The sequence below is a fragment of the Faecalibacterium sp. i21-0019-B1 genome (assembly GCF_042852915.1).
Classification (GTDB): domain Bacteria; phylum Bacillota; class Clostridia; order Oscillospirales; family Ruminococcaceae; genus Faecalibacterium; species Faecalibacterium taiwanense.
On the sequence record NZ_AP031425.1, the window covers coordinates 1,991,476 to 2,004,213 of the forward strand.

The 12,738-nt window shown below is 57.3% G+C and carries 12 protein-coding genes, 1 tRNA gene and 1 riboswitch; of the genes, 7 read left to right on the forward strand and 6 right to left on the reverse strand.

Annotated features, from left to right (window positions below; translation table 11 throughout):
- Position 1: 1 nt before the first annotated feature.
- A complete protein-coding gene (locus tag ACGHP1_RS09955; RefSeq protein WP_005945675.1) occupies positions 2–250 on the reverse strand; it encodes a sporulation transcriptional regulator SpoIIID in 249 nt (82 codons plus the stop codon).
- 110 nt (positions 251–360) lie between these two features.
- Positions 361–460: riboswitch (TPP riboswitch) on the forward strand.
- An 82-nt stretch (positions 461–542) separates the two neighbouring features.
- On the opposite strand from ACGHP1_RS09955, the gene ACGHP1_RS09960 reads away from it, so the two are divergent.
- The 3 genes from ACGHP1_RS09960 (at position 543) to bilS (ending at position 1,944) form a co-directional block, all read left to right on the forward strand.
- Positions 543–1,172, forward strand: coding sequence for an energy-coupled thiamine transporter ThiT (locus ACGHP1_RS09960; RefSeq protein WP_005945665.1), 630 nt, complete (start codon positions 543–545; stop codon positions 1,170–1,172).
- Positions 1,173–1,313: 141 nt separating this feature from the next.
- Positions 1,314–1,389 (forward strand) — tRNA-Ala (locus ACGHP1_RS09965).
- A 63-nt stretch (positions 1,390–1,452) separates the two neighbouring features.
- Entirely contained in the window at positions 1,453–1,944 is a 492-nt protein-coding gene (gene bilS / locus ACGHP1_RS09970; RefSeq protein WP_005945663.1) for a flavodoxin family protein BilS, read from the forward strand.
- Between the two features lie 92 nt (positions 1,945–2,036).
- Here the strand turns inward: bilS and ACGHP1_RS09975 are convergent, their stop codons facing one another.
- Together ACGHP1_RS09975 and yfcE are read right to left on the reverse strand one after the other, a co-directional pair.
- Entirely contained in the window at positions 2,037–2,873 is an 837-nt protein-coding gene (locus ACGHP1_RS09975; protein ID WP_294647611.1) for a DNA-3-methyladenine glycosylase, read from the reverse strand.
- Positions 2,873–3,418: a phosphodiesterase gene (gene yfcE / locus ACGHP1_RS09980; RefSeq protein WP_005945659.1), complete on the reverse strand. Its 546-nt coding sequence runs from the start codon at positions 3,416–3,418 to the stop codon at positions 2,873–2,875. The genes ACGHP1_RS09975 and yfcE overlap by 1 nt, the downstream gene beginning before the upstream one ends.
- A 309-nt stretch (positions 3,419–3,727) precedes the next feature.
- Here yfcE and ACGHP1_RS09985 point away from each other — a divergent pair, with 309 nt between their 5' ends.
- The 4 genes from ACGHP1_RS09985 (at position 3,728) to ACGHP1_RS10000 (ending at position 9,082) form a co-directional block, all read left to right on the forward strand.
- On the forward strand, positions 3,728–5,059 hold the full coding sequence (locus ACGHP1_RS09985) for an MATE family efflux transporter (RefSeq protein WP_097775315.1): 1,332 nt from the start codon (positions 3,728–3,730) through the stop codon (positions 5,057–5,059).
- Positions 5,060–5,257: 198 nt separating this feature from the next.
- On the forward strand, positions 5,258–6,649 hold the full coding sequence (locus ACGHP1_RS09990) for a sodium:alanine symporter family protein (protein WP_005945656.1): 1,392 nt from the start codon (positions 5,258–5,260) through the stop codon (positions 6,647–6,649).
- A 449-nt stretch (positions 6,650–7,098) separates the two neighbouring features.
- Positions 7,099–8,055 (forward strand): pyruvate kinase, encoded by a 957-nt coding sequence (gene pyk, locus ACGHP1_RS09995; protein ID WP_097775314.1) that lies wholly within the window; start codon positions 7,099–7,101, stop codon positions 8,053–8,055.
- Between the two features lie 94 nt (positions 8,056–8,149).
- Positions 8,150–9,082, forward strand: coding sequence for a carbohydrate kinase family protein (locus tag ACGHP1_RS10000; protein WP_390509264.1), 933 nt, complete (start codon positions 8,150–8,152; stop codon positions 9,080–9,082).
- Positions 9,083–9,154: 72 nt separating this feature from the next.
- Here ACGHP1_RS10000 and pyrB read toward each other — a convergent pair whose 3' ends face one another.
- Genes pyrB through ACGHP1_RS10015 form a run of 3 tightly spaced genes read right to left on the reverse strand, consistent with a single transcriptional unit; the run spans position 9,155 to position 12,630 of the window.
- Positions 9,155–10,102, reverse strand: a complete 948-nt coding sequence (gene pyrB, locus ACGHP1_RS10005) for an aspartate carbamoyltransferase (RefSeq protein WP_044954226.1) — start codon at positions 10,100–10,102, stop codon at positions 9,155–9,157.
- A complete protein-coding gene (locus ACGHP1_RS10010) occupies positions 10,099–11,400 on the reverse strand; it encodes an adenylosuccinate synthase (RefSeq protein ID WP_390509267.1) in 1,302 nt (433 codons plus the stop codon). Before ACGHP1_RS10010 ends, pyrB begins: the two co-directional genes overlap by 4 nt.
- A gap of 6 nt (positions 11,401–11,406) precedes the next feature.
- A complete protein-coding gene (locus ACGHP1_RS10015) occupies positions 11,407–12,630 on the reverse strand; it encodes an argininosuccinate synthase (protein ID WP_097775311.1) in 1,224 nt (407 codons plus the stop codon).
- Between the last annotated feature and the right edge of the window lie 108 nt (positions 12,631–12,738).

A 12,738-nucleotide genomic window follows, 5' to 3' on the forward strand; every position in this document is an offset into this window, starting at 1 on the left:
TTTATCTGCGGCTGTATTTGCGCCGGGTGGCCGCACCGCCGCGCAGATGCCGCTCTGCCTTATTGCAGGCCAGAACCGCCCGCACCTGCCGGAACAGCTCCGGCTGCAGCGTCCGCAGCCGCACCGCAACATCCTTGTGCACGGTGGACTTGCTGCACCCGAACACCGCTGCCGCCGCACGCACTGTGGCCCGGTTGGCCGCGATATATTCGCCCAGCTGTACCGCCCTCTGTTCGGGGTCTCCCTTCATATCCAGACTCCTCCCATTGTGAACTTATGGTACAGCCTATGCACAGGCCGGGGCAGATATGTTCCGCCGGGGCTTGACTTTTGCGCCGGACGCGCTATACTTTTGCATGGACATAAAAACAGGGGTGCCGAAAGGCTGAGATCCGCGTTTTGCGGAGTACCCTTTTACCTGACCGGACAATGCCGGCGTGGGAGTTTGCAGAACTGTCCGTTCTTTCACAAACCCCGTGCGCCTGCTGGAAAGCGGGCGCATTTTGTTTTTGTGTACTATCGTTCTGAGAAGAGGAATCCCTATGACCAAAACCTATTCCAAGACCCGCATTCTGGTGGAGGGTGCGCTGATGATCGCTCTGTCCACCGTTTTGAGCATGATCCAGATCCCGCTCATGCCCCACGGCGGTTCCATCACCCTGTTCAGCATGGTGCCCATTCTGGTAATGAGCTACCGCCACGGCGCAAAGTGGGGCATCATGACCGCTTTCGTCAACAGCCTGATCCAGCTTGTGCAGGGCCTTGGCAATCTGGCATACTGCCAGACCCTCACGGCACAGGTGGGCTGCGTGCTGCTGGACTACCTTCTGGCCTTCACGGTGCTGGGCTTTGCCTGCCTGATCGCAAAGCCTTTCCGCAACCGCACCGTGGGTGTCGGTGTCAGCGCCTTTGTGGTGTGCCTGCTGCGCTTTTTGTGCAGCTTTCTGTCCGGTTACATCGTCTGGAAGGACTACGACTACGCTTTCAGCTGGATGACCGAGATCGGCTTTCCCGGCATCTCCAACATGAGCGTGGACGGTCTGTGCTGGCTGTACAGTGCCGTGTACAACGCCACCTACATGCTGCCCGAAGCCATTCTGACCACGGTCCTTGTGGTGATCCTGATCCGTGTCGCACCGCAGATCTTCGACCCGCAGAACGCAAGAGCGTAAGTTTTTTCGCAGTCATTTTTCCCGCCGGGAAGGGCATTTCCCCGGCGGGAATTTTTTTGCAGAAAATCCCAAAAAAGCTGTTGACAATCCGGCAAAGCGCTGGTATAATTACTCCTGTCGTCAGGCACGGCACAAACATCTGGGGGATTAGCTCAGCTGGGAGAGCGCTTGCATGGCATGCAAGAGGTCACCGGTTCGATCCCGGTATTCTCCACCAGAAGGAAAAGCACCGCACGGAAACGTGTGGTGTTTTTTGTTGTTACCGACCAAAGGAGAAACTATGAGCTACGCGATCGTATTCAGCAGTAAAACAGGCAACACAAAATTATTGGCAGACACGCTGCACGCCTGTCTGCCACAGGAAAACTGCTGCTATTTTGGCACCCCGGACCCTGCTGCCATGGAAGCAGACGACCTCTATGTGGGCTTCTGGACAGACAAGGGAAACGCTGACGAAAGCACTTTGGACTTTTTGAAGCAGCTGCACGGCAAAAATATCTTCCTTTTTGGCACCGCCGGCTTTGGCGGCAGTGAGGAGTATTTCAACAAGATCCTGAAAAAGGTGGAGCGTTCACTGGACAGGAGCAACACGGTCTTCGGCCGTTATATGTGTCAGGGCAAGATGCCGCTTTCGGTACGCCAGCGGTATGAGGGCATGAAAAAGCAGCCGATCCATCTGCCCAATCTGGATGCACTGATCGAGAATTTTGACAACGCCCTTTCTCACCCGGATGCAGAAGATCTGGAACGGTTAAAGCAGGCGGTAAAATGATCAAAAGGCAGCGGTTTTCCTCAAACAGAGGAAGCCGTTGCCTTTTTTGCTTAGCGGATGATCCTACGCTCCTGCCTGCGGCTCCGCGGTTCTTATCCCACGCTTCTTTTATAAAAGAACAGGTACTGCTGCACGATGCCTGCTTCCAGCCCGAACTGCGGGAACGGGTCCTGCCCGGCAAACTCGTCCCGGATGAGCCGTTCGATCCAGACATCCACCGGCACACGGCCCACACGGCCATAGCCGAACAGACACACGCAGTTTGCCACCTTTTTGCCAACACCGTCCAGTTCCATCAAACGGGCAAAAAGTGCTTCATCGGGCAGGGAAGCCAGCTTCTTCAGGTCCAGTGTGCCCTCTGCCGCCTGCTGCGCCGCATGCAGCACGTAGCGGGTGCGGTAGCCAAGACCGCACTCCTGCAGCGCCTGCTCCCCGGCACAGCAGAGCGCTTCTGCTGTCGGGAACGCATACACCGGCCCTTCGCTATCGCTGCCCAGCCGCTCGCCAAACCGCTCCGAAAGCAGCTCTACCGCCCTGCGGATAGCCGGGATGCTCTTTCGCTGCGAGATGATGAAGCTGACCAGCATCTCCCACTCATCCTGACGCAGCACCCGGATGCCCCGGCCGTATTCCATGGCACGCTGCAGAAAGTCGTCCCGGCTGTCCAGCTTTCCGCGCAGGGCGGCATAGCTGCGGCCAAGGTCGAAGTAACCGTGCCAGAAGGTTTCCCATGCGCCCGGCTCACACCGCACCGTGTAGGTTCCGCTGCGCAGTGGTCTGAGGTAAAGCAGCTGTCTCCCGGAAACAAACCGATACCAGCCCTCCGCCTGCTTCCGGGGGCGAAAGCACTGGCCGCTTTCCAGAATTTTGTCCGGGTCGAAATCATCCCGGATCTGAACCGTGTTCTCTTCCAGCTCCATTGCCCCCATCACAGCTCCAGCTCCCGGTACACTTCGCCTTCCAGCGTTTTCCAAAGGAAAGTCTCCCCTTCCAGTGTCATATAGCTATGTGCACTCCCCTCCTTCGGGATGCTCACAGAACCGGGGTTCAGGTAGAGATTGCCTTCGCCGAACTCTGTCCACGCCGGAATGTGGGTGTGGCCATGCAGCAGGACATCCCCCGGAGCCAGCGGCGGCAGGTTTTTCAGGTTGTGCACATGACCGTGGGTAGCGTAAACGAGCCGCCTGCCCACCGGCAGCACCGCATAGTCGGCCAGAATGGGAAAATCCAGCACCATCTGATCCACCTCAGCGTCACAGTTGCCCCGCACGCACAAAAGCGCCGGCTTCAGCCCGTTCAGGAGCGGGATGACCTCCTTCGGGGCATAACCCTCCGGCAGGTCGTTGCGGGGGCCGTGATACAAAAGATCCCCCAGCAAAAGCAGCCGATCTGCTCTCTCCCGCTCAAACGCTTTGATCATTTTTTTGCAATAAAACGCCGACCCGTGCAGGTCGGATGCGATCATCCATTTCATGGCAGGATTCTCCTTATTTTATAAAGTATCTATTTTTATTTTAGCCTCCCGGTGAAAAATGGTCAAGTCTATAAAAGTCATACTTTATCTGTTTGACCTCTTGACATCTGCCGGAAGCCGTGTTATCCTACAGTTAATAAAATTCGTGTGGATTTTTACAGCAGTATGCTACTTTTCGCCACACAATGACTTCAAAAAAGCCATTGTGTGGCTTTTTTGCGTCTGCTTTTATCTTCGAGCAGTCTCGCCCTGACGATTCCGCGGCTGCAGTAATTCATTCCTTTTCTCTACAGGAGCAATGCAAACACTATGAACGAGACCTTTATGAAAGAAAAACCGGTGCTGCCGCTGTTGGTATCCATGGCGCTGCCCAATGTTATTTCCATGCTGGTGAACAGTCTGTACAACATCGTGGACAGCCTGTTCGTGGCCCGCATCAGCGAAGACGCCATGACTGCGTTGTCGCTGGTGTTCCCGATCCAGAATTTTGCCAACGCCATCGCCATCGGCTTCGGTATCGGCATCAATGCCATGATCGCACTGTACCTTGGCGCGGGCGACCACAAAAAGGCCGAGACTGCCGCCACCCACGGTATGGCGCTGAGCCTGATGCACGGCATTCTCATCACCATTGTCAGCATTGTCATCATGCCGGGCTTTTTGCGCCGGTTCACCAGCGACGCAGGCCTGATCGCATCCGGCATCACCTACTCCACCATCGTATTCCTGTTTGCCACCATCAACATGGCGGCACTGGCCTTTGAAAAGATGTTTCAGGCCGTGGGCCGCATGAAGGTGACTATGGCGGCGCTGATCTTTGGCTGTGTGTGCAATATCCTTCTGGACCCCATCCTGATCTTCGGCCTTGGCCCGGTGCCTGCCATGGGCATTGCGGGTGCGGCCCTTGCCACCGGCATCGGCCAGCTGCTGAGCCTGTGCGTTTACCTTTTCGTTTACGTCCGTACTGAGCTGCCTATCCGACTGCGCCGCAGCTGCCTGCGCCCGGATGCTGCACTGGACGGCAAACTGTATGCCATCGGCGTGCCGGCCATCCTCAATCTGGCCCTGCCCTCTCTGCTGGTTACCTTCCTGAACGGCCTGCTGGCGGGCTTTTCCCAGAGCTACGTGGTGGTGCTGGGCATTTACTACAAGCTGCAGACCTTCCTGTATCTGCCCGCCAATGGCATCGTGCAGGGTATGCGCCCGCTCATTGGCTACAATTACGGTGCCAAACAGCACGCCCGCGTGAAAAAGCTCTACGAACTCACCCTCATCATGAGTGCTGCCATCATGGCTGCGGGCACGGTCATCTGCCTGTTCGCTTCCCGCCCGCTGATGCAGCTGTTCACTTCCAACCCCGAAACCGTCGCCATCGGCCAGACTGCCCTGCGCATCATCTGTCTGGGCTTTGTGGTTTCTGCCGTATCCACCACCTCTTCCGGTGCACTGGAAGGCCTTGGCAAGGGCGCAGAATCGCTGGTCATCTCGCTGTGCCGCTACATCGTATTCATCATGCCGCTGGCCGCTGTGCTGTGCCATTTCCTTGGTGCCAACGGCGTGTGGCATGCATTCTGGATCACCGAAGTGCTGTCCGCCATCGTGGCTTACCCGGTGTACCGCAAGGCAGTTGGAAAGTGCTGAGCCTTCTTGAAAGCGCTGGACGGCGAAGGACAAGTAAAATAAAATAGTTTCAAGCAGTTGAGGGAGAGTTTGCCAAAAATCCTCCCTCTTTTTTGTGCATTTTATTTGACAGTACGCAAAAACTGCGGTAAAATAAGGTGTTTGTTTTCCGGCATTTCGGCTGGAAAAGCGCAATTTAACAGAGGATGTGGGAAAAATATGATCGAGACGATCACGGCCGTCAATCAGGCGGTCAACCAATTCATCTGGGGCGTGCCCGCCATGGTGTGCATCATCGGCGTAGGCCTGCTCCTGAGCGTTCGCACGGGCTTTTTGCAGATCCGCAAATTTCCCTACGCCATCAAGATCACCATTGGACGCATGTTCCGCAAAAAAGACGCTTCCGATGGCGCCATGACTCCCTTTCAGGCAGTGTGCACCGCGCTGGCCGGCACCGTGGGCACCGGCAACATTGCCGGTGTGGCAGGCGCGATCGCCATTGGCGGACCGGGTGCCGTGTTCTGGATGTGGTGTTCTGCCCTGCTGGGCATGTGCACCAAGTTTGCCGAGGTCACGCTGGCGGTGCACTACCGTGAGCGCAGCGAGGCGGGCGAATGGGTAGGCGGCCCCATGTACTACATTAAAAACGGCCTGAGCAAGCATTGGCAGTTTCTTGCTGTGCTGTATTCCCTGTTTGGCGTGCTGACCGTGTTTGGCACCGGCAATGCCACACAGGTAAATACCATCGTTGCCGCTATCGATACCGCTCTGCTGGAGTACGGCGTGGTGGGCGGCGGTGCGCTTTCTACCCTGAACCTCGTGGTTGGCATCGCAGTGGCCATGCTGGTGGCCATGGTGCTGCTGGGCGGCATCAAGCGCATTGGCAGCGTGAGCGAAAAGCTGGTGCCCTTTATGGCTCTGTTCTACATCGTGCTGTCCGTGGGCGTTATGGTGCTGAACTTTGAGCGCCTGCCCTATGTGTTCGAGTCCATCATTGCGGGCGCGTTCAACCCGGCAGCGTTCACCGGCGGCACCATCGGCAGCCTGTTCGTCAGTATGCAGAAGGGTGTGTCCCGCGGCATTTTCTCCAACGAGGCCGGCCTTGGCACCGGTTCCATTGCCCACGCCTGCGCCGACACCAAAAAGCCGGTCAAGCAGGGCATGTTCGGCATCTTTGAAGTGTTTGCCGATACCATCGTCATCTGCACCCTGACTGCCATGGTCATTCTGTGCAGCGGTACCACCGTGAACTACGGCACCGCAGCCGGTGCAGAGCTGACCATCAGCGGCTTTACCACCACCTACGGCGGCTGGGCTTCCATCTTTACCGCTGTGGCCCTGTGCTGCTTTGCTTTTTCCACCATCATCGGCTGGGGCCTGTATGGTTCCCGGTTCCTGGTGTTCCTGTGCCGCAGCGATAAGGTGGCAAAGCCCTTCTTTCTGGTCTACTCCTTTGTGTCCATTCTGGGCGCAACGATGGATCTGGGCCTGCTGTGGAGCATCGCCGATACCTTCAACGGCCTGATGAGCATTCCGAACCTGCTCGCGCTGCTGCTGCTTTCCGGCACGGTGGTCAGGCTGACCAAAGAATTTTTTGCATCGGAGGGCTGATTGCCCACAATAAAAAGAGGCTGTTGCACTTTCGGCTAAAACGATGTGCGGCAGCCTCTTTTGTTATTCGGGCAGGTGTACCGGTACCCGCGCCACACAGTGCACCCGGCAATCGCCGTCCTTGCGGGTATTTCCTGCCGCGGGAGCGGGTGGTGCGCCTGTGGGAGGGCTTCAAAAAGCGTCTCGGCCTTTGCCGATAAAAGCATCCGAACATGCGAAAAAGCTGTTGCAAGACAGCTCTCCAAAAACATTGTACGAAACCCGGAACTTTTTCAGGGCTAAACAGCTCTAAAAAGGTTCCGGGTCTTTGATTTTTCGCAATTTCCCTGCGCAGGCTGCTACCGCATTTTTTCAATCCCCTTATTCTGCCCGCGTCCGGCTCTTTTCAACCCGGACAGTTCATGTTACAATATACATTAGAAATAAAAAATGAATCGAGGGAATGAACCTTGGATTTTTATGGTACCATCGGCCCGGCCTGCGCACAGCCGGCGATCTTGCAGCACATGGTGGAAGCCGGCATGACCGGCATTCGCATGAACCTTTCCCACGGGCCGCTGGCGGCGCACACCGACTGGCTGGCCATGATCCGCGCAGCCGGCATCCGCCAGCTGCTGATCGACCTGCAGGGGCCGGAACTGCGCATCGGCACGCTGGCAGAGCCTGTTGCTCTGGTTGAGGGCAGCTCTGTACGCCTTGGCGCAGACGGCGTACCTTGCCCGGCAGCTCTGGTACAGGCGGCTGCGCCCGGGCAGCAGCTTCTGCTGGACGACGGCAAGCTTCTGGTGCAGGTCACACAGGCATTGCCGGAAGCCCTTGTGTGCACCGTGGTGCGCGGCGGCACCCTGCAGAGCCGCAAAAGCATTGCTGCACCGGGCCTTGCGGTGCCCTCGCCTACCCTGACGGAGGAAGACCTGCAGAACCTGAAAATTGCAAAGCAGTGCGGTGTTACCGGTGTGATGCTGCCTTTTGTGCGCGGCAAAGCAGATATTCTGGCCCTGCGCCATGCGCTGGAAGAAGCCGGGGCTGCGGATATCCGTATCTTTGCCAAAATTGAAAACATGACCGGTGTGCGTGCCCTGCCGGAATTCATCCACCTTGTGGATGAGGTGGTGATCGCCCGCGGAGACCTTGGCAATGCCATGCCGCTGTGGGAGCTGCCCCGCTGCCAGAAGCAGCTTTCCGCCGCCTGCCGGGCTGCAGGCGTGCCCTTTATGGTAGTGACCCAGATGCTGGACAGCATGTGCACCCGCGCCGTGCCCACCCGTGCCGAGGTGAGCGACATTTACAACGCCGTGCTGGACGGCGCGGCCAGCGTGATGCTGACCGGTGAGACTGCTGCCGGACAGTACCCGATGCAGGCCATGGAATATCTGGTGCGCACAGCGCAGACAGCCCTTGCCTGACCTTTGCGGAGTTTTTGCGCAAAAGGGATGGCGCATTGTGTCAGAATACGGTATAATAGACGTAAATATTTCTTGTTCAGAAAGGTTTTTTGCTATGGGAATCGTTGTGCTCGGTGCTGTTTTTGTGGATATCAAAGGCTATCCCCTTTCCGCCTATATTCCGGGCGGGCGCAATGCCGGCCGCATTGAGCAGGTACACGGCGGAGTGAGCCGCAACGTGGTGGAGGATATCGCCAATGTAGAGCTGCGCCCTACCTTTGTCAGTCTGGTGGACGACACCGGCATGGGACAGGATGTGATCAACAAGCTGGAGAACCACAAGGTGAACACCAAGTACATCCAGCGCGTGCCGGACGGCATGGGCACCTGGCTGGCCATCTTTGACAACGACGGCGATGTGCATGCAGCCATTTCCAAGCGGCCGGATACCACTCCCCTCACCGGCCTTTTAAAGGAAAAGGGCGACGAGATCTTTGCCGACTGCGATGCCATTGCGCTGGAGCTGGATCTGGAAAAAGATACTGTAAAACAGGTGCTGCACTACGCCAAAAAGTACAACAAAAAGGTTTTTGCGGCCATTTCCAACATGAGCATTGCCATGGAGCGCCGGGATTTCCTGCAGCAGATCGATTGCTTTGTGTGTAACCAGCAGGAAGCCGGGCTGCTGTTCTCCGATGATTACGGCCATCTGACTCCGGACGAGATGTGCAGGGTTCTGGCCGCCAATGTGCACAGCGCCAACATTCCCAGTATGGTGATCACCATGGGCGGTCAGGGTGCCGTATATGCCCGCGCCAACGGCGAGTGCGGCGTGGTGCCTGCCAAGAAGGTGGATGTGATCGACACCACCGGCGCAGGCGATGCCTTCTTTGCCGGCACCACCATCGGCCTGACCTACGGCAAAACGCTGGCCGAGTCCTGCGAGATCGGCAGCCGACTGGCCGCATCGGTCATCTGCATCACCGTGAACGTCTGCCCCCGCTTCCGCCCGCTGGAATTCGGGCTGAACATTCCGGTGGTGGATTAAAGTAATATCAGAAAGCCGGGCAGACTGCGGTCTGCCCGGCTTTCTTTTTAGGATTCGGGAAAGAGGTTTATATCATGCTTCCAGCACCTTTTTGCCGGTAACTGGATCAGGGATATCAAGCAATGCCAGAATGATGGCCATGCGGATATACACGCCATTGTGCACTTGATCAAAGTAGGCGGCACGCGGGTCGTCATCCACATCCTTTTTGATCTCGTCGATGCGGGGCAGCGGATGCAGCACCGGCATATCCTGCGGTGCCTTCTGCAGCAGCGCTTCGTCCAGCTGGTAGCAGCCTTTCAGGCGCAGGTATTCTTCCTCGTTGAAAAAGCGCTCCTGCTGGATACGAGTCATGTACAGCACATCCAGATGCGGCAGCTCGGCTTCAAGGTCAGCCGTTTCCTTATAGATCTGATGGGTCGGCTCCAGCGATTCATTCTTCACATACTGCGGCAGGCGCAGATCTTCCGGCGAGATGAACACGAACCGGTTGCCCTCAAACTGGCTCAGCGCAGCGGTCAGGGAGTGGACCGTGCGGCCAAACTTGAGGTCGCCGCAGAAGCCGATAGTCAAATGATCCAGCCGCCCCTTGCGCTGGCGGATCGTCATGAGGTCGATCATGGTCTGGCTGGGATGCGCGTGCCCACCGTCGCCTGCATTGATCACCGGCACACGTGCAGAAAGGGATGCCCGCAGCGGTGCGCCCTCTTTGGGGTGGCGCATGGCGATCACATCGGCGTAGTTGCTCACCACGCGGGCGGTGTCCTCCACCGTCTCGCCCTTGCTGGCGGAAGAAAGCTGTGCCCCTGCAAAGCCCAGTGTCTTGCCGCCCAGCCGCAGCATGGCCGATTCAAACGAAAGGCGGGTGCGGGTGGAAGGCTCATAGAACAGGGTGGCCAGAATGCGCCCATCGCACAGGTGAGCATAGGGTGCCGGGTCGGCCTCCATCCGGTCGGCAAGATCCAGAAGGGCCAGCTGCTCTTCCAGAGAAAAGCTGTTGGGCTCAATAAAGTGTCTCACAGCCATTCTCCTTTCAGCACGAACTTCTCGCGCTCGGCTCCGGTAGAGACGAACTGGATCTCATGGCCCAGCTGCTTTTCCAGAAATTCCACGTAAGCCTTGGCCTCTTTGGGCAGCTCATCCCAGCTCTTGCAGCCGGAGATATCCTTGTTCCAGCCTGGCAGCATAGTGACCACCGGCTTTACACGGTCAAGGTCGGACAGCGGGTCGAAGCTGGGGACTTGCACGCCATCCAATGTGTAACCGGTGATCACCGGGATCTCTTTCATGCTGCTGAGCACATCCAGCTTCGTCAGGGCGATCTTGTCTGCGCCCTGACAGGTAAGGCCGTAGCGGCTGGCCACACAGTCGAAGGGGCCGACACGGCGCGGACGGCCGGTGGCCGCACCATACTCGCCGCCTGCCTTGCGCAGCTGTTCATTCCAGTCCTCGCTCATGGCGTTCTCGGCGGCAAAGGGGCCTGCACCCACGCAGGTGGAGTAGGCTTTCAGCACGCCCACCACATGGTCAAGACGGCAGTTCGGAATGCCTGCGCCCAGCGGCGCATAGGCAGCCAGCGTGTTGGAGCTGGAAGTGAACGGGAAGATACCGTAATCGATATCGCGCATGGCACCCAGCTGGGCTTCCAGCACGATGCGCTTGCCGCTGTCGTGAGCCTGCTTCAAAAATGCACCCACATCACAGATATACGGTGCAAACTGTCCGGCCTGCATCCGGCACCATTCCAGCAGAGCATCGTAGCTCATGGGTTCCTGATGATAGCAGCCACCCAGCTCCAGATTCTTGGATTCCAGGATCATGTGCAGGCGGTCCTGCACGCGCTTTTCGTCCAGATGCAGCAGATCGCCCAGACGCAGGGTCTTTTTGCGGTATTTGTCGCTGTAGGCGTAGGCAATGCCGCGGCGGGTAGAACCAAAGGCCGCACCCTTCTGGGCAAGGCGGTCCTCTTCCAAGCCGTCCTGCACCTTGTGCCACGGCATGGAGATGGTGGCCTTATCTGAAAGTTTCAGGTTTTCTGAGCCTACCTTTACGCCGCGCTCCTCAATGGCATCCATTTCTCCGGCCAGATGGTCGAGGTCGATCACCATGCCCGCACCCAGTACACAGACAACGTCCGGGTGCAGGATGCCGGAGGGCAGCAGGTTCAGGATGAACTTGCCCTGCTCCGTTACAACGGTGTGGCCGGCATTGTTGCCGCCCTGATAGCGGGCAACAACATCGGCATGTTCGGCTAACAGATCGATGACGCGGCCCTTGCCCTCATCGCCCCAATTGATACCAGTAACTGCGGTAAGCATAACTTCTTATTTACCTTCTTTTTCGTTATTTACAATAGCCTGTACCTTGGTGGGCAGACCATAGATGCTGATAAAACCGGTAGCATCACTCTGCTTGTAGTCGCCGCCGGCAGCAAAAGTTGCAATGTCCTCACGGTAGAGGGAATACGGAGACCAAACACCGGCATTGATCATGTTACCCTTGTACAACTCCAGACGCACCTTACCGGTAACGTTTTCCTGCGTGGAGGTGACGAAGGCGCTCAGAGCTTTGCGCAGGGGGCTGAACCACTGGCCGTCATAGACCAGCTCACCAAATGTGATGGCCAGCTCGCGCTTTTTGTGGGCAGTGAGCTTATCCAGCGTCAGAGTTTCCAGCACCTCATGAGCCTTATAGAGGATGGTACCGCCGGGCGTCTCGTACACACCGCGGCTCTTCATGCCCACCAGACGGTTCTCCACCACATCGTACAGGCCGATGCCATTGCGGCCGCCGATCTCATTCAGCTTGGCAATGAGGACGGCGGGCTTCATCTTTTCGCCGTTCAGGCTCACCGGCACGCCCTTTTCAAATGCCAGCTCCACGAACTCGGACTTGTCCGGTGCGGTCTTGGGGCTGACACCCAGCTCCAAAAAGCCCGGCTTATCGTACTGCGGCTCGTTGCCCGGGTCCTCAAGGTCAAGGCCCTCATGGCTCAGGTGCCACAGGTTCTTATCCTTGGAGTAGTTGGTCTCGCGGTTGATCTTCAGCGGGATGTGATGTGCCTCGGCATAGTCGATCTCTTCGTCACGGCTCTGGATATCCCACTCACGCCACGGAGTGATGATTTTCAGGTCCGGTGCAAAGTGCATGATGGCCAGTTCAAAGCGCACCTGATCGTTGCCCTTGCCAGTGCTGCCGTGGCACACGGCATCTGCACCCTCGGCACGGGCGATCTCCACCACACGCTTTGCCAGAATGGGTCGTGCAAAGCTGGTGCCCAGCAGATAGCCCTCGTAATCGGCCCCGGCCTGCATGGTGGGGATGACGTAATCCTCCACAAATTCATCGGTCAGATCTTCTACGTACAGCTTGGAAGCACCGCTTGCCTTGGCGCGCTCTTCCAGACCTTCCAGCTCGCCCTTCTGGCCCACATTGCCGCACACTGCAATGACCTCGCAGTTGTTGTAATGCTCTTTCAGCCATGGGATGATAATGGAAGTATCCAGACCGCCGGAATAGGCCAGCACGACCTTTTTGATCTCAGACATAAGAACCGCCTCCGTTCAAACCACTTTATACTTTTGAATTCCCTCTTGCAATTTTTGATTGCGGTGTTATTATACTAGCAAGCAGAGAATGTGTAAAAAGTATCCTGC